The organism is Enterobacter sp. K16B (assembly GCF_020216105.1).
Lineage (GTDB): Bacteria > Pseudomonadota > Gammaproteobacteria > Enterobacterales > Enterobacteriaceae > Enterobacter > Enterobacter sichuanensis.
On record NZ_JAIWJZ010000088.1, the window covers coordinates 22,007 to 42,374 of the forward strand.

Below are 20,368 nucleotides of genomic sequence, written 5' to 3' on the forward strand. Positions count from 1 at the left end.
TATTACAGCATTATTTTACTTCTTCGCCTTTCGCCTGCATGTCCGCATGGTATGAAGAGCGAACAAACGGGCCGCACGCCGCGTGGGTAAAGCCCATCGCCATCGCTTCGGCTTTCATCTCATCAAACTCGTCCGGGCTGACGTAGCGCTGTACCGGCAGGTGGTGACGGCTTGGCTGCAGATACTGGCCCAGGGTGAGCATAGTTACACCGTGGCGGCGAAGATCGCGCATTACCTCGATGATTTCCTCATTGGTTTCACCCAGCCCTACCATCAGACCTGATTTGGTCGGGATGTGCGGATGTGCTTCTTTAAAACGCTCCAGCAGCTTCAGGGACCAATTATAATCCGCACCCGGACGAACCTGGCGGTAAAGACGCGGCACGTTCTCCAGGTTGTGGTTAAACACGTCTGGCGGCGTGGCGGTCAGAATATCCAGCGCACGATCCATACGGCCGCGGAAGTCAGGCACCAGCGTCTCGATTTTGATGTTCGGGCTTTTCTCGCGAATGGCCGTAATACAATCAGCGAAGTGCTGTGCACCACCATCACGCAGATCGTCACGGTCTACGGAGGTAATGACCACATAACGCAGCGCCATATCAGCGATGGTCTGCGCCAGTTTTTGGGGTTCGTTAGCATCAGGTGCAACTGGACGGCCATGGGCTACGTCGCAGAACGGGCAGCGGCGGGTACAGATAGCACCCAGAATCATAAACGTCGCGGTACCGTGATTGAAACATTCAGCAAGGTTCGGGCAAGAGGCTTCTTCACAGACGGAGTGAAGGCCATTTTTGCGCATCGCCGCTTTGATCCCCTGGATACGCGAAGAGTCGGCCGGAAGTTTGATTTTCATCCATTCCGGTTTTCTTAACAGCGCCTCGCGCTCTGTAGCCACGTTTTTAACCGGGATAAGGGCCATTTTATCGGCATCGCGGTATTTAACACCGCGTTCCATCACAATGGGTTTACTCATAGCGTGCGTGTTCCAGTTGCGAATATCGAAGGAAAGCGTTTCAATTCAAGGGAATGTTGTATTTATCAACTATTTTTGAACGAACGACAGGCAGTATATCATTGAAAGGGGCGTTAAAGCAGCCTGCCAGGTCGCCAATTTGTAAAATAGTTGTTGTTTTGTGCCTTTTGCCCTGCCTGCAGCAGGGACTTGTGCTGTATGAAGCGGTCAGAAGGCCTGACGGATAATGCGGATAACGTTTTCCAGGACCGGATCGCGCAAACTCAGTTTGTTGTAATGCAGTGAAATCTCGACAGATTCCGCATTAAGCTGGCTGAGCGGGATACTTTCCAGCGGCCAGCATTTGCGCAGCAGGTTGTACAGACGTGCCGGCATAATGCACAGCATATCGCTGCTGCCGATCAGGGATGCGGTAGTGAACATATTGTAACTGCTGAAACTGATCTGGCGTTCCGGGAAAATTTCATCAATACGCTGGCGCAGAGCATGATTCGCCTGTCCTTCGGTCATGAAAGACGAGTGGTCATAGTTGCGCAGGTTTTCAAGGGTCAGCGGTTCGCTGAGCGCGGGATGCTGCTGGCGACACACCAGAACCAGATTATCCGCATAGAGCACATTTTGCCCCAGTGCTCTGGCACTGAAGCTGCCGCTTTCAATAATCAGGTCCGTCTGGAACTGGGCAAGCTGAATATCAGGCTCACTGAGAGGCACGTTGCGCAGCAGAAGCTGCGGGGCATGCTCTTTCACGGCCTGATAAATTGCAGGCATCACCAGAACGCCCACGGAAGGGGAACAGCCGATGGTAATGGTGCGCTGCTTATCGTAGCTGCCGGTTAAATCCAGCGCGCCCAGAATGGATTCCAGCCCCTGGCTGATGAACTCATGGAGGTGCGTGGCGTAGGCCGTCGGCGTCACTCCCTGACCCTTACGGATAAATAACGGGTCGGGAAATATAGCGCGCAGCTTTTGAATGGACTGGCTTATTGCTGATGGCGTGAGATTAAGAATTTTCGCAGCGTTAACGATACCCTTATGGACATATACTGCCTCAAAAATAGTCAGTAAATTGAGATCAATATTACGTAAAGTCCGAAAAATTTGCGGCTTGTCTTCGCCACCAGGGTCATTCAGGCGTTTGGCTGGTAAATTATTATACTCCACGCTTTTACTCCGTATACATTCACAATATGAATGATAGTTGAATTTATTTATTATGCTTGTAGAGATTCGTAAAGTGTTGGTTTTGTTTCACTTCTTTATCAAAAATCAAACAGTTGTGTGATTATCACTCACGTTACTTAGACCCTGTTTGTCACGTTTGAGGGAAGCTAAATAATATGTAACGGCAATATTCGGGCGCTTCGAAAATATAGAATCTGTGGTTTATTGTAAAGCGCAAAAGCGGTAAATAAACAGTGGCCCGTCAAATTAGCGAGCCATGTTGTATGATATATTAAGCAGGGATATATTCGTGCGGGGGATTGTTAAGTAGTGCTAACACGTTCTTCAAAAGCACAGGACGAATAGTGTCTGGCGTAGCGGTATCGACCCACTGACGCATTTGCGTCATCTCCATGCCGGCGTAGCCGCAGGGGTTTATGCGCTGGAAAGGGGTGAGATCCATATTAATATTCAATGCCAGGCCGTGGAAGGAGCAGCCTTTACGAATTCGCAGCCCCAGAGAGCAGATCTTCATTTCCCCGACGTAAACGCCTGGTGCATCGGCGCGTGGATGCGCATCGATACCATATTCCGCCAGCGTATTGACGACAGTTTGTTCCAGTAGAGTGACCAGTTCACGCACGCCCAGTTTTCTGCGCTTCAGATTGAGCAGGACGTACATTACCTGCTGTCCGGGGCCGTGGTAAGTGACCTGCCCGCCGCGATCGCTCTGAATCACCGGGATGTCTCCCGTCATCAATAAATGTTCCGCTTTTCCCGCCTGACCCTGCGTAAAGACTGGCAGGTGTTCGACCAGCCAGATCTCATCCGGGGTGCTCTCATCGCGTGAATCGGTGAAGTCATGCATAGCCTGGGAGACAGGCTCATAAGGTTGCAGCCCGAGGTGTCGGACCAGAATTTTATCCTGATACAAAACAGCGTCTCCGAAGACGAGGGACAAAAGATGCGGGGGAGTATATCACAGCGGGGAGTGGGGTTACCCGGCAAACCGGGTAACCGCAAAGGGACTACAGCACCATACGAACAATTTCGATATTGCCGAGCTCTTCGTACAGCGTCTCAACCTGCTCAATGTGTGTAGCGGTGATGGTAATAGAAACCGAGTGGTAGTTGCCCTTGCTGCTTGGTTTTACTGACGGAGAGTAGTCACCCGGCGCATGGCGCTGTACCACTTCAACCACCTGATCAACCAGCTCAGGCTTCGCCAGACCCATTACTTTGTAGGTAAATGGGGTAGGGAATTCAAGCAGTTCGTTAAGTTTGGTTTTCATGTCAGCTCCGGCGTAACGTCAAAAAGAATAACTCCCACGTCAGGTGGGAGTTATCAGGATACTTAGTATATGGGGATCAAAATCACACTTTCAAGTGTTCAATTTTTAACCAAACCAGTGATGGAACATCAATTTAATGTAATCAATGATTTTGCCGAAGAAATTACCTTCAGGAATTTCTTGCAGGACAACCAGCGGACGCTGATCGATCGTCTTGCCATCCAGCTGGAAGTTGATGGTACCTACAACCTGGTTTTTCTGCAGTGGCGCATGCAGCTCGGTGCTGTTCAGGACGTAGCTGGCTTTGAGATCCTTCATACGACCGCGTGGAATGGTCAGGTACAGATCTTTATCCACGCCAAGAGAGGCACGGTCGTTGTCGCCGAACCAGACGGGTTCGGAAGCAAACTCTTTACCTGCTTTCAGCGGGTTCACGGTTTCGAAGAAACGGAAGCCCCAGGTCAGCAGTTTCTTGCTTTCTGTTTCACGACCTTTAAAGGTACGGCCGCCCATCACGGCAGAGATCAGGCGCATCTGACCTTCAGTGGCAGAGGCCACCAGGTTGTAACCCGCTTTGTCAGTATGGCCCGTTTTGATGCCATCAACGTTCAGGCTGTTATCCCACAGCAGGCCGTTACGGTTGGTCTGACGAATACCGTTGAAGGTGAACTCTTTCTCTTTATAGATGGCATATTCGTTAGGTACGTCGCGGATCAGCGCCTGACCAATGAGCGCCATATCACGCGCGGAGCTGTACTGACCGTCGGCGTCCAGACCGTGTACGGTCTGGAAATGGCTGTTTTTCAGACCCAGCGCGTTCACGTAGCTGTTCATCAGGCCCACGAAGGCGTCCTGGCTACCGGCAGCAAAATCGGCCATCGCCACACAGGCATCGTTACCTGACTGCAGGTTAATCCCGCGAATGAGCTGAGAAACGGGAACCTGCATACCCGGTTTCAGGAACATCAGAGACGAACCTTTGAACACCGGGTTTCCGGTTGCCCACGCATCGTTACCGATGGTGACCAGGTCAGTTTCCTTGAATTTCCCGGCTTTCATCGCCTGGCCGATAACATAGCTGGTCATCATTTTGGTCAGGCTGGCCGGGTCGCGGCGGGCATCAGCATTCTGTTCTGCCAGCACTTTGCCAGAGTTGTAATCGATCAGGATGTAGGATTCCGCGTCGATTTGCGGAACGCCAGGGATCATGGTCTTGATATTCAGGTCATCGGCGTGAGCTGCAGAAAGTGCAGCAGCGCAAAGGGCCGTGGTCAGCGCCATGCGCTGCACAAAACGAGCAGAAAAAGTGGTCTTCATGGTCAGAACTACGACATCCGTGATGGAATTAAAAAAAGTGCCTTACTATAGCAAATGCTATTCAGGCAGGCATCCGACTTTAAGCATGAGTTTGTGAATGTGTTTTACACAAACTGACATTTCGGACACCGCCGATTAATTACTTTGCAACAGCGATAAATGACTGAAGCTGAGCTTCATTTTGCAAACGCTGCTGCAGGGACGCTGCCTGCGATTTGCTGGCAAACGGCCCCATCTGAATACGCCAGACCGCACCGTTTTGCTCAACGCGTCCCGGGACGCCAAACTGCTGGCTCAGACGCTGTTGATACTGCTGGGCACGAGCCTGATCGCTCACTGCGCCTACCTGCACCACATAGCTGCCGCTGGCCGCTGCCGGAGCTGCCACCGCCGTACTTTGCGTGGCCGCTGGCGCCGTTACGGGCGCCGGTTGAGCTGCTGGCGCACTCACAGGTGCAGGGGCGGGTGTCGGCTCACTGCCTTCAAGTACGCCCGAGGCTAAGGTCGTTGGTGCACCAAGAAAGCCGCTACTCTTTACCGGTGCGCCCGTTGAATCATCACTTTGCAGCGTATCATTGCTGATTGGACGGATTTCTCCCCCCGGCTGAGCCGGTTCGGCCGGAGAAGAGACGCTACCCATTCCGCCGTCAAGATTTGGACGATCGGGCAGGGCATAGGTCTGTTTCGCCACTGTCGTACAGGCGGTACCCGGTCCGGAGAGCGAACCATCCTGCGCCACGATAATCGGGTCGATACGGACTTTGGTGTTATTCGACGTGTTCAGGCGATCGGCGGACGCGCGAGACAGGGAGATCACCCGGTCATTGCCGTACGGGCCGCGGTCATTGATACGCACAACGATCATACGGCCGTTCGCCAGGTTGGTGATACGGGCATAGCTCGGGATCGGCAGCGTCGGGTGTGCTGCTGTCAGTTGCATTGGGTCGAAGGCCTCCCCGGACGCCGTCAGGTTACTGCCGGGTTCGGCATCATAAATGGCGGCAAAGCCAGCCTGGCTGAAGCGGGAAGGATCCTGAACAATTTTGTAACTTTTGCCGTCGCGCTCGTAATCCTGATTCGCACTGGCATTCAGCGGTTCATAAACGGGATCGGCACCGCTGATTTCAACGATCGGGCCATTACACACCGCAGGCTGCGGCGGCGCGACGGTTGCCTGTTGCTGACCATCATCACTTGTACAGGCCGCAAGTAAACTTGCCGCAATGCAGATCCCCAGCCACTGCTTACGCATTCCGATCCCCTTATTTTTATACGCTTTTTGACAACATTTTTCTGTGGGTATGGATCGACATCACGATACCAAACCCGGCCATCAACACAATCAGTGCCGAGCCTCCGTAACTCACCAGCGGTAGCGGTACGCCAACCACCGGCAGAATACCACTCACCATACCAATATTTACGAAGACATAAACGAATAAAATCAGCATCAACCCGCCAGCCATAACGCGACCAAAGGTGGTTTGCGCGCGTGCTGCAATCCACAATCCGCGCATGATCAGCAGGACGTATAGCGCCAGCAAAATTAAGATGCCCACCAGCCCCAGCTCTTCAGCCAGTACGGCGAAAATAAAGTCGGTGTGGCGTTCCGGTAAAAACTCCAGCTGCGACTGTGTACCGTGCAGCCAGCCTTTACCGCGCAGGCCACCGGAGCCAATCGCAATTTTTGACTGAATAATATGATAGCCCGCGCCCAGCGGATCGGTTTCCGGATCGAGCAGCATCATGACGCGCTGGCGCTGGTAATCATGCATCAGGAAGAACCAGAGAATCGGAATAAACGCGGCAACCAGCACCACCGCGATGCCAATCAGACGCCAGCTCAGGCCCGACAGGAAAAGAACGAACAGGCCGGATAGGGCGATGAGGATTGAGGTTCCCAGGTCAGGCTGCGCCGCGACCAGCAGCGTTGGCAGGAAAATCAGAACCAGCGCGATGGCGGTATTTTTAAGAGACGGCGGACAGACGTCGCGGTTGATAAAGCGTGCCACCATCAGGGGTACGGCGATTTTGGCGATTTCCGAGGGCTGGAAGCGGACAACGCCCAGATCCAGCCAGCGCTGCGCCCCTTTTGAGATGGCGCCAAACGCGTCTACCGCAACCAGCAAAATAATACAGAAGATGTAAAGATAGGGCGCCCAGCCTTCATAGACGCGCGGTGGGATCTGCGCCATCACCACCATAATGACCAGACCCATCGCGATCTGGCCAATTTTACGCTCCATCATGCCGATGTCCTGGCCGCTGGCGCTCCAGATAACCAGGGCACTGTAAACCAGCAGAGCCAGCAGGATCAGCAGCATGGCTGGGTCGATGTGGATTTTATCCCACAGCGATTTTTTATTCGGATTATCCGTCATGATTATTGGTCCTCCGCCGCAGCGGCGGCCGGGTTTTCAGCCGGCAGTTCGGTGTTGTTATCACCCAGCATAATGTGGTCAAGGATCTGGCGCATGATGGTCCCGACCGCGGGGCCGGCACCGCCGTTTTCCAGAATCATCGCCACCGCGACCTGCGGGTTATCATAAGGGGCAAACGCCGTCATCAGCTTATGGTCACGCAGACGTTCGGCAATGCGGTGGGCGTTATAGGTTTCGTTGGCTTTCAGACCAAATACCTGCGCCGTACCGGATTTCGCGGCCACTTTATAAGGCGTACCGGCGAAATATTTATGAGCGGTACCGTTCGGACGGTTTGCCACGCCGTACATCCCGTCTTTCGCGATTTCCCAGAAGCCAGAATGGATGTCACCCACAGGCGCTTCGTGCGGCTGGTTCCAGGGCACCTTTTTGCCGTCTTCAACGGTACTTTGCAGCAGATGAGGGACTTTCACCACGCCGTCATTGATGAGGATCATCATGGCTTTGTTCATCTGAAGCGGCGTAGCCGTCCAGTAGCCCTGACCGATACCCACCGGAATAGTGTCACCCTGATACCACGGTTTCTTAAAGCGCTTCAGCTTCCACTCACGGGTTGGCATGTTGCCAGAGCGTTCCTCGGCAAGGTCAACACCGGTGTAATGTCCGTAGCCAAACTTACTCATCCACTCTGACAGACGGTCGATACCCATATCGTACGCCACCTGGTAGAAGAAGGTATCCGCGGACTCTTCCAGCGATTTCGTCACGTTCAGATGGCCGTGGCCCCATTTTTTCCAGTCGCGATAGCGTTTTTCAGAACCCGGCAGTTGCCACCAGCCGGGGTCAAACAGGCTGGTATTACGGTTGATGACACCAGCACTCAGGGCAGAGACCGCCACGTAAGGTTTAACCGTTGACGCTGGCGGGTAAACCCCTTGCGTAGCGCGGTTCACCAGCGGCGTGTTCGGGTCATTCAGCAGGCCGGAATAGTCTTTACTGGAGATGCCGTCAACAAAGAGGTTCGGGTCATAGCTTGGCATTGACACCATCGCCAGGATGCCACCGGTACGAGGATCGGTGACCACCACGGCCGCACGACTGCCCGCCAGTAAGGTTTCAATATACTGCTGCAGTTTAAGGTCGAGGGTCAGATATACGTCATGTCCCGCCTGAGGCGGCACCTCTTTCAGCTGACGAATGACGCGGCCGCGGTTGTTCACCTCAACCTCTTCATAGCCGGTCTGCCCATGCAGAACATCTTCGTAGTAGCGTTCAATGCCCAGCTTGCCGATATCGTGCGTTGCTGCGTAGTTAGCCAGCTTGCCGTCTTTATCGAGGCGCTCGACGTCTTTATCGTTAATCTTGGAGACGTAGCCAATGACATGCGTCAGCGCGGAGCCGTAAGGGTAGTAACGACGCTTGTAACCTTTCACTTCCACGCCGGGGAAACGGTACTGATTCACCGCAAAGCGGGCCACCTGGACTTCCGTCAGATTGGTTTTAACCGGAATGGAGGTGAAACGGTGGGAACGGGCGCGCTCTTTTTTGAAAGCCGCGATATCGTCATCGTTAAGATCGACCACGCTTCGCAATGCTTCCAGCGTGTCCTGAACGTTATCGACCTTTTCCGGCATCATCTCGATTTGATAGATGGTGCGGTTTAACGCCAGCGGGGTACCGTTACGATCGTAAATAATGCCGCGGCTGGGCGCGATGGGCACCAGCTTGATCCGGTTTTCGTTTGAACGCGTCTGGTAATCGGTAAAGCGGACAATTTGCAGATTATAAAGGTTGGCGATCAGCACGCCGGTAAGCAGCAAAATCCCGGTAAAGGCGACCAGCGCCCGGCGCACAAACAGCGCGGACTCAGCCGTATAGTCGCGAAAAGAATTCTGTAGTTTCATCCGCTGCTTAATCTACCCTGGTCAGTCATTACTCGCGGTGATAGGGGTGGTTGGTAGTAATGCTCCACGCGCGATACAGGCTTTCTGCCACCAGTACCCGAACGAGCGGGTGGGGAAGCGTCAGCGCGGAGAGAGACCAACTTTGTTCTGCTGCCGCTTTGCAGGCAGGGGACAACCCTTCAGGCCCGCCAATCAACAGACTGACGTCACGACCATCCTGCTTCCAGCGCTCCAGTTCGTGCGCCAGCTGCGGCGTATCCCAGGGCTTCCCTGGAATATCGAGAGTGACGATGCGGTTTTTGCCTGCGGCTGCCAGCATCAGTTCACCCTCTTTATCGAGAATACGTTTGATATCGGCGTTCTTGCCGCGTTTTCCGGCGGGGATCTCCACCAGTTCGAACGGCATGTCTTTTGGAAAACGACGCAGATATTCAGTAAAACCGGTTTGTACCCAGTCCGGCATTTTGGTGCCGACGGCGACCAGCTGCAACTTCACGCATTAACCCCAGAGTTTTTCCAGCTCATACAGGCGACGGCTCTCTTCCTGCATGACGTGGACAATCACATCGCCGAGATCGACAACCACCCAGTCAGCGGTCGCTTCACCTTCAACGCCGAGGGGCAACAGCCCTGCAGCACGCGATTCCTGCACCACGTGATCGGCAATTGAAACAACATGACGCGTAGAGGTACCGGTGCAGATGATCATGCAGTCGGTAATACTGGATTTACCCTTAACGTCGATAGCGATGATGTCCTGACCTTTCAGGTCATCAATTTTGTCAATAACAAAATCCTGGAGTGCTTTACCCTGCAAGTTTTCCCCCTGGGGTGAATGAGATTGTATAACGTTGAATTCGTAGCCAGACAGTATACCTGAACTCAGGCCTGTAACGGGACAAATGTCTCCTGCCCGGCTTTTGAAGGCGGGTATCATCCCACCCTCCGCCTGAGATTGCATCGCCATTTTTGTAAAACAATTTCTGTAAAGCAATGATCGGCGGGAAAGTCTGGCAGCGGAGGATAACAGTATGGCTTACCCTGTCAAGGCAGGAAAAACAATAAGCCACTTTATTATGCCCTTCGGCTATTCATCTGCGCTTTTCTGATACAAACCGTGCGTATGGATATACGCCAGCACCGGGGCCGGTAGCAAATCGTCACAGGCTAAACCGTGCTGTAAACGCTCGCGAATGAGGGTCGCAGAGATATCGAACCACGGCGTCTCCGCCAGATAAATCTTCCCGGCCGGCTGTGTGTGAAGATCTTCTATATTGTCGGTGAGATGATCTTCCAGCCACTGCTGATACTGTGCTTCGCGCATGGTCAGCGGATAGCCCGGACGACGGCAGACGAGCAGATGGCTGTTCTCCAGAATGGTTTCATACTGATGCCAGGTGGGGAGATTCAGCAGAGAGTCCTGACCGATGATAAAGGCCAGCGGCTGGTCTGGTCCGTGTTCAGCGCGCCACTCCTGCAACGTTTGCGACGTCCAGGAGGGCGTGTCGCGGCGCAACTCGCGCTCATCAAGGCTGAAGAGCGGTTTGTCCGCGATGGCCAGGGCAAGCATCGATTTTCGCTGCTCGCTGGTTGCTTCGGGCTGCGGACGATGAGGCGGGACATTATTGGGCATAATGATAACGCGCTGAAGACCAATCAGATTCGCCAGAATCTCAACCGGCTTCAGATGCCCGTAATGTACCGGGTCGAAGGTGCCACCATACAGGGCCTGGAGAGAGTGCATACTATCCATCAATAAAAACGTCAGCCAGCGCCTTGTGGCAGAGCAGCAGAGAAAGACTTTCCAGCTCCGCCCAGACCGACTGACCGTAATCTTGTTTTAACGTGAGCTCAGCGCGCATCAGAAGCTGTACTGCCTGACGCAGCTGTTCATGGCTCAGGCGGTTGACGGCCTCGGTGGTTAACGCCCTGCGATTTTGCCACACCCGATGTTTATCAAACAGCGCGCGCAAGGGCGTATGGGCAGACTGGCGCTTGAGCGCGATCAGCAACAGCAGTTCGCGCTGGAGCGTGCGCAGCAAAATGACTGGCTCGCTGCCTTCAAGGCGCAGCTGCTGCAGAATATGCAGGGCGCGTTTGCTCTTCGCCGACAGCAAGGCATCAACCCAGTGGAACGGCGTGAAGTGCGCCGCGTCGTTAACGGCCTGCTCGACGCGCGGCAGGGTCAGCTTGCCATCCGGCCAGAGCAGGGCGAGCCGGTCCAGCGCCTGCGCGAGGGCCAGCAGATTGCCTTCGTAGCAGTAGCAGAGCAGTTGATTTGCCGCGTCATCCAGCTGAAGGTTGTTCTGCTTCGCGCGCGCGGCCACCCATTTTGGCAGATGTGCCTGCTCAGGCGTCTGACAGGTGACCTGCACCGCATGGGTCGCGAGTTGGGTAAACCACGCCGCGTTTTCCTGCGCTTTCGTCAGTTTATTGCCACGCACGATAAACAGCAGATCGCTGTGTAACAGACTGACCAGCGTGGCCAGTTGTTCATTAATGGCAGCGTTCGGACCATTCTCTGGCAGCAGGATCTGGATCGTCTGACGCGAGGCAAACAGGCTCATCGCCTGGCAAAGTGAGAAGAGGGCATTCCAGTCGGTATTGTTATCCAGCTGGACGGTGTGGTGTTCATCGAAGCCCTGAGCGGCCGCTGCGTGTCGCACGGCATCCAGGCTTTCCTGTAGTAATAACGGATCGTTACCGAGGAGCAGATACGCCGCGCGCAGCCCTTCATTGAGCTGCGCGCGGAGTTGTTCAGGATACAGCCTGATCATCAGTTACCCATTGAGGTAGAAACAGGAGACGCGTCGGCATCCGGTTTTTCAACAATGTCAGATCCTTGTTTTTTTGACGCTGCAATAGCTGGCAGTTTACGGATCAGCTGTTCCGCTGCCTTGTCGTACATTTCGTTGATGATAATCTGCTGTTCGGCATCTTTTGCCAGCGCCGTCTGCGGGTTATCGAAGAACGAACGGTACACTTTCGTGCTGATCGGGTAGATGTCTTTACCCGGGATCAGAACTGCCGCGTTAACCGCCATGACCATCTGATACTCTGCGGTATGGCCGTCCTGGAAGATAGAGGCCGTATCTTTGCTGAGCGTCATCCCCAGCACACGCAGAGACGGTACATCCTGGCGCAGGGTGCCTTTTTCGATCAGCTCGACGCCGTTCAGACGCAACTGATTACGAATTGCGCGGCTGAGTGGACCGTTAGGATCCGATGAGTCGAAAATCATCGTTTTCATCTCAGCAGGCACCGCCGTGGTATTGCGCAGGTGCCAGCCACAGCCAGCGGTGACAAGCACCGCCAGAGATAAGAGTATTGTTGCCAGTTGTCGCACGTTTCCTCCCGCGCTTAGCCAACGACCAGATTCAGCAATTTACCTGGTACGTAGATCACTTTACGTACGGTAACGCCCTCAAGATATTTTGCGACCAGCGGTTCCTGGCCCGCGCGCTCGCGAACCTGTTCTTCGGTTGCGTCGACCGCCACGGTAATTTTACCGCGGACTTTACCGTTTACCTGGACCACAACCAGCGTGGTGTTTTCCACCATCGCGGCTTCGTCAGCCTCTGGCCACGGCGCGTTGTCGATATCGCCTTCGCCTTTTAGCTCCTGCCACAGGGTGAAGCTGACGTGAGGCGTGAACGGGTTCAGCATGCGAACGACGGCCAGCAGCGCTTCACGCATTAAGGCACGATCCTGCTCGCCCTCTTGCGGCGCCTTCGCCAGTTTGTTCATCAGTTCCATAATAGCCGCAATTGCGGTATTGAAGGTCTGACGACGACCAATATCATCGGTCACTTTCGCAATCGTTTTATGAACATCACGGCGCAGCGCCTGCTGATCTTCCGTCAGGGCGGCGGCGTTCAGGGCCGGAGCATCGCCCAGTGAGGTGTGTTCGTAAACCAGTTTCCAGACGCGCTTCAGGAAGCGGTTCGCCCCTTCAACGCCTGACTCCTGCCATTCCAGGGTCATGTCTGCCGGAGAGGCAAACATCATGAACAGACGCACGGTATCCGCACCGTAACGCTCAACCATCACCTGCGGGTCGATGCCGTTGTTTTTAGACTTGGACATCTTGCTCATGCCGGTATAGACCAGCTCATGACCTTCGGCGTCTTTCGCCTTCACGATACGGCCTTTCTCGTCGCGCTCAACGATCGCATCGACCGGAGAAACCCAGTTACGCTCGCCGTTTGCACCCACGTAGTAGAACGCATCTGCCAGCACCATGCCCTGGCACAGCAGCTGTTTAGCAGGCTCGTCAGAGTTCACCATGCCCGCGTCGCGCATCAGCTTGTGGAAGAAGCGGAAGTAGAGCAGGTGCATGATGGCGTGTTCAATACCGCCGATGTAAATATCAACCGGCAGCCAGTAGTTTGCCGCGTTGGAGTCCAGCATGCCGTCCTGATACTGCGGGCAGGTGTAACGCGCGTAATACCAGGATGACTCCATAAAGGTGTCGAAGGTGTCGGTTTCACGCAGCGCAGGCTGGCCGTTGACGGTGGTTTTGGCCCACTCGGGATCGGCTTTGATCGGGCTGGTGATACCGTCCATGACCACGTCTTCCGGCAGGATCACCGGGAGCTGATCGTCTGGCGTTGGCATCACGGTGCCATCTTCCAGGGTCACCATTGGAATTGGCGCACCCCAGTAACGCTGGCGGGAGACGCCCCAGTCGCGCAGACGGTAGTTCACCTTACGCTCACCTACGCCCAGAGAAGCCAGTTTGTCGGCAATGGCGTTAAAGCCCTCTTCGAAGCTCAGGCCGCTGAACTCGCCGGAGTTGAACAGGGTGCCTTTTTCGGTCAGCGCTTGTTCGGACAGGTCAGGTTCAGAACCGTCAGCCGCCAGGATAACAGGCTTGATGGTCAGGCCGTATTTGGTGGCAAATTCGTAGTCGCGCTGGTCGTGACCCGGAACGGCCATTACGGCACCCGTGCCGTATTCCATCAGCACGAAGTTGGCGGCCCAGACAGGGATGGCTTCGCCGGTCAGTGGGTGAATGGCTTTGAAGCCAGTATCCACGCCTTTTTTCTCCATCGTTGCCATATCGGCTTCGGCCACTTTGGTGTTGCGGCATTCGTCGATGAAGGTGGCCAGTTCCGGATTATTTTCTGCCGCTTTCTGCGCCAGCGGGTGACCTGCGGCCACGGCCAGGTAGGTCGCGCCCATGAAGGTGTCCGGACGGGTGGTATAGACGGTCAGGGTCTGGTCGTAGTTCTCAACGTTGAAGGTAATTTCCACGCCTTCAGAACGGCCGATCCAGTTGCGCTGCATGGTCTTAACGGTATCCGGCCAGTGGTCCAGATTATCCAGATCGTTCAGCAGTTCGTCAGCGTAAGCGGTGATTTTGATAAACCACTGCGGGATCTCTTTACGCTCAACTTTGGTGTCACAGCGCCAGCAGCAGCCGTCGATAACCTGTTCGTTAGCGAGAACGGTCTGGTCATTCGGACACCAGTTAACGGCAGACGTCTTCTTGTAAACCAGGCCTTTTTTGTACAGCTCGGTGAAGAACTTCTGTTCCCAGCGATAGTATTCCGGGGTACAGGTTGCCAGCTCGCGGCTCCAGTCATAGCCAAAGCCCAGCATTTTGAGCTGGTTTTTCATGTACGCGATATTGTCGTACGTCCACGGGGCTGGCGCCGTATTGTTTTTTACCGCTGCGCCTTCCGCAGGCAGGCCAAACGCATCCCAGCCGATTGGCTGCAGAACGTTCTTGCCCAGCATGCGCTGATAGCGTGCAATCACATCACCGATGGTGTAGTTACGCACGTGGCCCATGTGTAGTCGACCAGAAGGATAGGGAAGCATCGACAGGCAGTAATACTTCTCTTTGCTCTCGTCTTCGGTTACTTCAAAGGTGCGCTTCTCGTCCCAGTGTTGCTGGACTTTTGATTCTATCTCTTCCGGGCGGTATTGCTCTTGCATGGCAGCCAGTGGTCCTGTTTTCAATACAGCTACAAATGTAGCCAATGGATGTGGTAATTCAGATCCGCATAGCATAGCCCAAACGCCCGCGTCAAAACAGCCTTTCGCACAAATGCGCTTTGCAGGAATTTACCGGGTCTGTGCTTCACCTGACAAAGCGGCGATGAAATAAGGTCTATTATTAGAAATAGTTACTTACCCGGGAGGCAAAATGATGAACAAGGTTGCTCAATTTTACCGCGAACTGGTGGCGACACTGACGGAACGGCTGCGTAACGGCGAGCGCGATATTGACGCGCTGGTGGAGCAGGCTCGTGCCCGGGTGACGCAAACGGGTGAGTTAACGCGAACCGAAGTGGAAGAGGTGACCCGTGCCGTGCGCCGTGACCTGGAAGAGTTTGCGCGCAGCTACGAGGAGAGCCAGGACGAGATCGCCGACAGCGTCTTTATGCGGGTGATTAAAGAGAGTCTGTGGCAGGAGCTGGCCGATATTACTGATAAAACACAGCTGGAGTGGCGCGAGGTGTTTCAGGATTTGAACCACCACGGTGTGTACCAGAGTGGTGAAGTGGTTGGGCTGGGAAATCTGGTGTGCGAGAAATGCCATCACCATATTGCGGTGTATACGCCGGATGTGCTGCCACTGTGTCCGAAGTGCGGGCACGACCAGTTCCAGCGTCGGCCGTTTGAGCCCTAGGTAAACGCAAAACGGCAACCACGTTGCCGTTTTTAGTGTCTGCTCCCTCTCCCGTGGGAGAGGGCTGAAGTGAGGGCATCAGGGCGCGCAGTAGTAAGCCAGCCTCTCCGCCAGCAAATCCACAAACCCTTCCCGATCGATATCCACCATTACCGTCGTATTCGGCTTGTTTCCCGTCAATGAGTAATAGTCCACCACCGTCATCCCCTGCGTATATTTCCCCTGCGTCTCAACACCCACCCAGCGCTCCACCGTGGTAAACATCTCCGGCTTTAACAGCCAGGCGATCGTGCAGGGGTCATGCAGCGGTGCGCCGTGGAATCCCCACTTCTCGGCTTTGTGATACTCCATAAAGAAGTCGAGCAGCTCAGCCACGGTTGTGGCGACCGGGTTACCCACGGAACGGAAACGTTCAATGTCGTCGGCCATAATCTGCGCGCGGTGGGTAACGTCCAGCCCTGCCATCACAATCGGCAAACCGGACTGGAAGACGATCTCCGCCGCTTCCGGGTCGACAAAAATGTTGAACTCAGCGGACGGCGTCCAGTTACCGAGCCCCATCGCCCCGCCCATGATGACGATACGGGCAATTTTGCCGTGCAGTTCCGGATGGCTGTTCAACAGCAGCGCGACGTTGGTTTGCGGTCCCGTTGCCACCAGGGTGACGGGTTCCGCGCTCTCACGCAGCACCTTTGCCATCAGCTCCACGGCGGTGCAGTTTTGCGGCGTGAAGCCCGGCTCCGGCAGCGCCGGACCGTCCAGCCCACTTTCACCGTGCACGTTATCCGCAATAATTAATTCACGCATCAGGGGCTTGAGGGCACCGCCAGCGACAGGAATATCCGTGCGGTTAAGCAGCGTCAGCATGCGCAAAACGTTACGCAGGGTTTTATCCGGCGTCTGGTTTCCGGCAGAAGAGGTGACGGCTTTGACGTCGAGCTCAGGGGAGGCAAGTGCAAGGACGAGCGCGATCGCGTCATCATGACCCGGGTCGCAATCGAAAATAATAGGTTGTGCCATAGCGTTCTCCATTCATAGCGTTATTTTGTGACAAGGTTAACGCTGCAATGGGACACACGACGAGAAGAAGTGAGCGAAAGCGTGAGGCAGTGCGCAATCCGCAGATTGCGCACTGAGAAGATTAATGCAGGATTTTCGCGAGGAAATCTTTCGCACGTTCTGATTTGGGGTTAGCGAAGAACTCCTCTTTCGGTGAGTCTTCCACGATCTTCCCTTCGTCCATAAAGATCACGCGGTTGGCCACTTTACGGGCGAAGCCCATCTCATGGGTTACCACCATCATGGTCATCCCTTCATGCGCCAGCTCAACCATAACGTCCAGCACTTCGTTGATCATCTCCGGATCGAGGGCCGACGTGGGTTCGTCAAACAGCATCGCCACAGGATCCATGCACAGCGCGCGGGCAATCGCCACACGCTGCTGCTGGCCGCCAGAAAGCTGTGCCGGGAACTTATCGGCATGGGCCGCGAGCCCAACGCGTTCCAGCAGTTTCAGGCCTTTCTCGCGCGATGCTTTTTTATCACGCTTAAGCACTTTCACCTGCGCCAGGGTCAGGTTCTCAATAATGGAGAGGTGAGGGAACAGCTCAAAATGCTGGAACACCATCCCAACGTGAGAGCGAAGCTGGGCGAGGTTGGTTTTCTTGTCGTTAACTTTGGTGCCGTTGACCACGATCTCACCCTGCTGCACCGGCTCCAGTCCGTTGACGGTTTTGATCAGCGTCGATTTACCGGAACCGGACGGTCCGCACACCACCACCACGTCGCCTTTTTTCACTTCGGTGGAGCAGTCGGTCAGCACCTGAAAGTGCCCATACCATTTAGAAACATTTTTCAGGGAAATCATTGTACCGTCCTTTTCTTCAGCCAGCTGACCAACAGCGACGCGCTTAAACTAATCACAAAATAGACCGCTCCCGCGAAGAGCACCATCTCGACCTGCGTACCATCACGTTCACCGATGGTGGACGCGGTACGGAAGAAGTCTGCCAGACTCAGCACGTAGACCAGGGAGGTATCCTGGAACAGTACGATACCCTGGGTCAGCAGGAGTGGAACCATGGCGCGAAACGCCTGCGGCAGAATAATGAGCTGCATGGACTGCCAGTGCGTCATCCCCAGTGCCAGCGCGGCGCTGGACTGTCCACGGGAGATACTCTGAATGCCCGCACGGATAATCTCTGAATAGTAGGCGGCCTCAAACATCGAGAACGCCACCATCGCGGAGATCAGGCGGATATCGGTTTTCGGTGACAGCCCCAGCACGTTTTGCAGGAAGCCGGGCACAATCAGATAAAACCACAGCAGCACCATCACCAGCGGGATGGAACGGAAAACGTTGACGTAGGCGGTTGCAAACCAGGCGAGCGGCTTAAAGCTCGACAGGCGCATGACGGCCAGCAGGGTACCCCAGACGATACCGACGATGATGGCAATAAGCGTGATTTTTAAGGTAATCACCAGGCCATCAAGCAGGTATGGCATAGAGGGAACGATAGAACTCCAGTCAAACTCGTACATTATTTGCCCCCCATATTGCCCGGCAGGCGAATTTTGCGTTCAACCAGGTTCATCACCAGCATGATGAAAGCGTTAATCAGAACATACGCGAGCGTGATTGCGGTGAAGGATTCCCACGCGTGCGCGGAGTAATCCAGCAGCTTTCCCGCCTGAGCCGCCATATCGACCAGACCGATGGTTGAGGCGATGGCCGAGTTTTTCACCAGGTTCATCATCTCAGAGGTCATCGGTGGGACGATCACGCGGTAGGCGTTAGGCAGCAGCACGTAGCGGTAGGTTTGCGGCAGGGTTAACCCCATCGCCAGGCCCGCATTTTTTTGTCCACGGGGTAATGACTGAATGGCGGCACGCACCTGCTCACAAACGCGCGCAGCGGTAAACAGCCCCAGACACATCATTGAGGAGACAAAGAACTGTACATTCGGATCCAGTTCCGATTTGAACCACATGCCAATATTTTCAGGCAGTAGTTCCGGGATAACCAGATACCAGGTAAAGAATTGTACGATGAGCGGAACGTTACGAAAAAGTTCCACGTACAGGGTGCCCAGTGTTGAAAGGAAACGGTTAGGGACGGTACGCAGAATACCGAACAGCGAACCGACAAGAAACGCGATAATCCACGCCGTTATCGATAATGCCACGGTAACCTGAAATCCGCTCCACAGCCAGCCAAGATAGGTGGTGTTGCCGAACGGGGCTTGTTGCAGGAATATGCCCCAGTTCCAGTCGATTGACATAATAAACTCCAGAAAAAAAAGGGTAGCAGCGCTACCCTCGAAGATTGGTGAGAAGCTCATTTTTCGTGCTGAGTGGGGAACGACCACTCAACGTATAGTCTGTCCGTGCTTCCCGACAATCGAGAGGGCAGGAGATCCCGCCCCTGTTGTTCTAATTAGTTAAGAGCTTTGTCATTGGGTGATTTGAACAGGGCCTTCATGTCGTCGGACAGTTCAAAGTTCATGTTCAGGTTTTTTGGTGGAATCGGGTTCTTGAACCATTTGTCGAACCATTTTTCCGCTTCGCCGGAGGTTTGCACCTGGGCGATGGTGTCATCGATCAGCTTTTTGAACTGCGGATCGTCTTTACGCAGCATACAGCCGTAGGCTTCTTTCGACTGCGCGGTACCGACGATATCCCAGTTGTCCGGTTTCTTCGCTTTTGCACGCTCGCCCGCCAGCAGGGCGTCGTCCATCATAAACGCGACGGCACGACCACTTTCCAGGGTACGGAAGGAGTCGCCATGGTCTTTGGCGCTGATGATGCGCATATCCATTTTCTTCTCGTCATTCAGCTTGTGCAGCAGCACTTCTGAAGTGGTACCGGAGGTAACCACGACCGCTTTCCCTTTCAGGTCAGCGAAGTCTTTGATCTCACCGCCTTTCTTCGTCAGCAGGCGGGTGCCCACAACAAAGATGGTGTCCGAGAAGGCTGCCTGTTTCTGACGCTCGAGGTTGTTGGTGGTGGAGCCACACTCAAAATCAAAGGTGCCGTTTTGCAGCAGTGGAATACGGTTCTGTGAAGTGATTGGGATCAGCTTCACCTGCAGGTCAGGTTTGTTCAGCTTTTTCTTCACAGCTTCAACGATGGCGTTGGAGTAATCCTGTGAATAACCTACGACTTTTTGCGTGTTGTCGTAGTAAGAGAACGGGACAGAAGATTCACGGTGGCCGACCACGATCACGCCGTTTTTGGCAATCTTGTCGAGAGTGCTGCCGGCTGCCGGCGCATCTTCAGCGTGGACCACGCCAGCAGACATTCCCATCACCAGCATTGCTGTGGCCAGTTTACGTAATTGCATACCCAACTCCTTCTTATCAGCGCCAGTGACGCATTGATACCCATTGTGATGTTGTTATATCTCGCGCGATGCGAGTGCAGTGTTATGCAAGCTTGTTAACATTTAGTCTGGCTTAATGTAAAGATTTTGCTGCGTTATTGTTTATTTTTGCGAAGCGCGCCGCACCATTCAGAGGCAAATATCTCCCGTTGCACCGTTTCGGTGCTACCGGTGGTCTACGCTGGTGCGACAAAGTTGCACATTAAGCCAAACTGCGTTTACCTGAATAAACAAAGCAATAGGCGTGCCAGAAATGAATTCGGAGAGGATTGTCGGGTGGCGGCTACGCCTTACCCGACCTACGGGAGCAAAAATA

At 54.3% G+C, this 20,368-nt stretch carries 20 protein-coding genes; 1 reads left to right on the forward strand and 19 read right to left on the reverse strand.

Annotated elements, in window-relative coordinates; all coding sequences use genetic code 11:
• Positions 1 to 10 precede the first annotated feature (10 nt).
• The 14 genes from lipA to leuS all read right to left on the reverse strand — a co-directional run bounded on the left by lipA (position 11) and on the right by leuS (position 14,974).
• Positions 11 to 976, reverse strand: a complete 966-nt coding sequence (gene lipA, locus LDK53_RS16100; protein WP_024907012.1) for a lipoyl synthase — start codon at positions 974 to 976, stop codon at positions 11 to 13.
• A gap of 207 nt (positions 977 to 1,183) precedes the next feature.
• Positions 1,184 to 2,137, reverse strand: coding sequence for a YbeF family transcriptional regulator (locus LDK53_RS16105; protein ID WP_045286197.1), 954 nt, complete (start codon positions 2,135 to 2,137; stop codon positions 1,184 to 1,186).
• A gap of 292 nt (positions 2,138 to 2,429) precedes the next feature.
• Positions 2,430 to 3,071, reverse strand: a complete 642-nt coding sequence (lipB, locus tag LDK53_RS16110; protein WP_045286196.1) for a lipoyl(octanoyl) transferase LipB — start codon at positions 3,069 to 3,071, stop codon at positions 2,430 to 2,432.
• Between the two features lie 94 nt (positions 3,072 to 3,165).
• The gene (ybeD, locus tag LDK53_RS16115) at positions 3,166 to 3,429 is read right to left on the reverse strand and encodes a DUF493 family protein YbeD (RefSeq protein WP_003858718.1); all 264 of its coding nucleotides are present in this window, start codon (positions 3,427 to 3,429) and stop codon (positions 3,166 to 3,168) included.
• Between the two features lie 105 nt (positions 3,430 to 3,534).
• On the reverse strand, positions 3,535 to 4,746 hold the full coding sequence (gene dacA / locus LDK53_RS16120; RefSeq protein ID WP_025756334.1) for a D-alanyl-D-alanine carboxypeptidase DacA: 1,212 nt from the start codon (positions 4,744 to 4,746) through the stop codon (positions 3,535 to 3,537).
• Positions 4,747 to 4,885: 139 nt separating this feature from the next.
• Positions 4,886 to 5,998: an endolytic peptidoglycan transglycosylase RlpA gene (rlpA, locus tag LDK53_RS16125; RefSeq protein ID WP_095441819.1), complete on the reverse strand. Its 1,113-nt coding sequence runs from the start codon at positions 5,996 to 5,998 to the stop codon at positions 4,886 to 4,888.
• Positions 5,999 to 6,014: 16 nt separating this feature from the next.
• On the reverse strand, positions 6,015 to 7,127 hold the full coding sequence (mrdB, locus tag LDK53_RS16130) for a peptidoglycan glycosyltransferase MrdB (RefSeq protein WP_013097590.1): 1,113 nt from the start codon (positions 7,125 to 7,127) through the stop codon (positions 6,015 to 6,017).
• Between the two features lie 2 nt (positions 7,128 to 7,129).
• Positions 7,130 to 9,031, reverse strand: coding sequence for a peptidoglycan DD-transpeptidase MrdA (gene mrdA, locus LDK53_RS16135; protein ID WP_025756336.1), 1,902 nt, complete (start codon positions 9,029 to 9,031; stop codon positions 7,130 to 7,132).
• Positions 9,032 to 9,059: 28 nt separating this feature from the next.
• Positions 9,060 to 9,527 (reverse strand): 23S rRNA (pseudouridine(1915)-N(3))-methyltransferase RlmH, encoded by a 468-nt coding sequence (gene rlmH / locus LDK53_RS16140; RefSeq protein ID WP_003858701.1) that lies wholly within the window; start codon positions 9,525 to 9,527, stop codon positions 9,060 to 9,062.
• Positions 9,528 to 9,530: 3 nt separating this feature from the next.
• Complete coding sequence (gene rsfS, locus LDK53_RS16145) at positions 9,531 to 9,848, reverse strand: ribosome silencing factor (RefSeq protein ID WP_003858696.1); 318 nt, start codon at positions 9,846 to 9,848, stop codon at positions 9,531 to 9,533.
• Positions 9,849 to 10,118: 270 nt separating this feature from the next.
• On the reverse strand, positions 10,119 to 10,784 hold the full coding sequence (nadD, locus tag LDK53_RS16150) for a nicotinate-nucleotide adenylyltransferase (protein WP_225287572.1): 666 nt from the start codon (positions 10,782 to 10,784) through the stop codon (positions 10,119 to 10,121).
• On the reverse strand, positions 10,777 to 11,808 hold the full coding sequence (gene holA / locus LDK53_RS16155; RefSeq protein ID WP_225287573.1) for a DNA polymerase III subunit delta: 1,032 nt from the start codon (positions 11,806 to 11,808) through the stop codon (positions 10,777 to 10,779). The genes nadD and holA overlap by 8 nt, the downstream gene beginning before the upstream one ends.
• The gene (lptE, locus tag LDK53_RS16160; RefSeq protein ID WP_025756339.1) at positions 11,808 to 12,377 is read right to left on the reverse strand and encodes an LPS assembly lipoprotein LptE; all 570 of its coding nucleotides are present in this window, start codon (positions 12,375 to 12,377) and stop codon (positions 11,808 to 11,810) included. The genes holA and lptE overlap by 1 nt, the downstream gene beginning before the upstream one ends.
• Positions 12,378 to 12,391: 14 nt before the next feature.
• The gene (gene leuS / locus LDK53_RS16165; protein WP_148110461.1) at positions 12,392 to 14,974 is read right to left on the reverse strand and encodes a leucine--tRNA ligase; all 2,583 of its coding nucleotides are present in this window, start codon (positions 14,972 to 14,974) and stop codon (positions 12,392 to 12,394) included.
• Positions 14,975 to 15,188: 214 nt separating this feature from the next.
• Between leuS and LDK53_RS16170 the strand changes: the two genes are divergently transcribed.
• Complete coding sequence (locus LDK53_RS16170; RefSeq protein WP_025756340.1) at positions 15,189 to 15,671, forward strand: zinc ribbon-containing protein; 483 nt, start codon at positions 15,189 to 15,191, stop codon at positions 15,669 to 15,671.
• A 78-nt stretch (positions 15,672 to 15,749) separates the two neighbouring features.
• Here the strand turns inward: LDK53_RS16170 and rihA are convergent, their stop codons facing one another.
• From rihA to LDK53_RS16195, 5 genes are all read right to left on the reverse strand, one after another.
• Entirely contained in the window at positions 15,750 to 16,691 is a 942-nt protein-coding gene (gene rihA / locus LDK53_RS16175; protein ID WP_225287574.1) for a pyrimidine-specific ribonucleoside hydrolase RihA, read from the reverse strand.
• A gap of 121 nt (positions 16,692 to 16,812) precedes the next feature.
• Positions 16,813 to 17,538 (reverse strand): amino acid ABC transporter ATP-binding protein, encoded by a 726-nt coding sequence (locus LDK53_RS16180; protein WP_008501046.1) that lies wholly within the window; start codon positions 17,536 to 17,538, stop codon positions 16,813 to 16,815.
• Entirely contained in the window at positions 17,535 to 18,212 is a 678-nt protein-coding gene (gltK, locus tag LDK53_RS16185; protein ID WP_025756342.1) for a glutamate/aspartate ABC transporter permease GltK, read from the reverse strand. The genes LDK53_RS16180 and gltK overlap by 4 nt, the downstream gene beginning before the upstream one ends.
• Entirely contained in the window at positions 18,212 to 18,952 is a 741-nt protein-coding gene (gltJ, locus tag LDK53_RS16190) for a glutamate/aspartate ABC transporter permease GltJ (RefSeq protein WP_008501048.1), read from the reverse strand. Before gltJ ends, gltK begins: the two co-directional genes overlap by 1 nt.
• A gap of 155 nt (positions 18,953 to 19,107) precedes the next feature.
• A complete protein-coding gene (locus tag LDK53_RS16195) occupies positions 19,108 to 20,013 on the reverse strand; it encodes an amino acid ABC transporter substrate-binding protein (RefSeq protein ID WP_008501049.1) in 906 nt (301 codons plus the stop codon).
• Positions 20,014 to 20,368 lie beyond the last annotated feature (355 nt).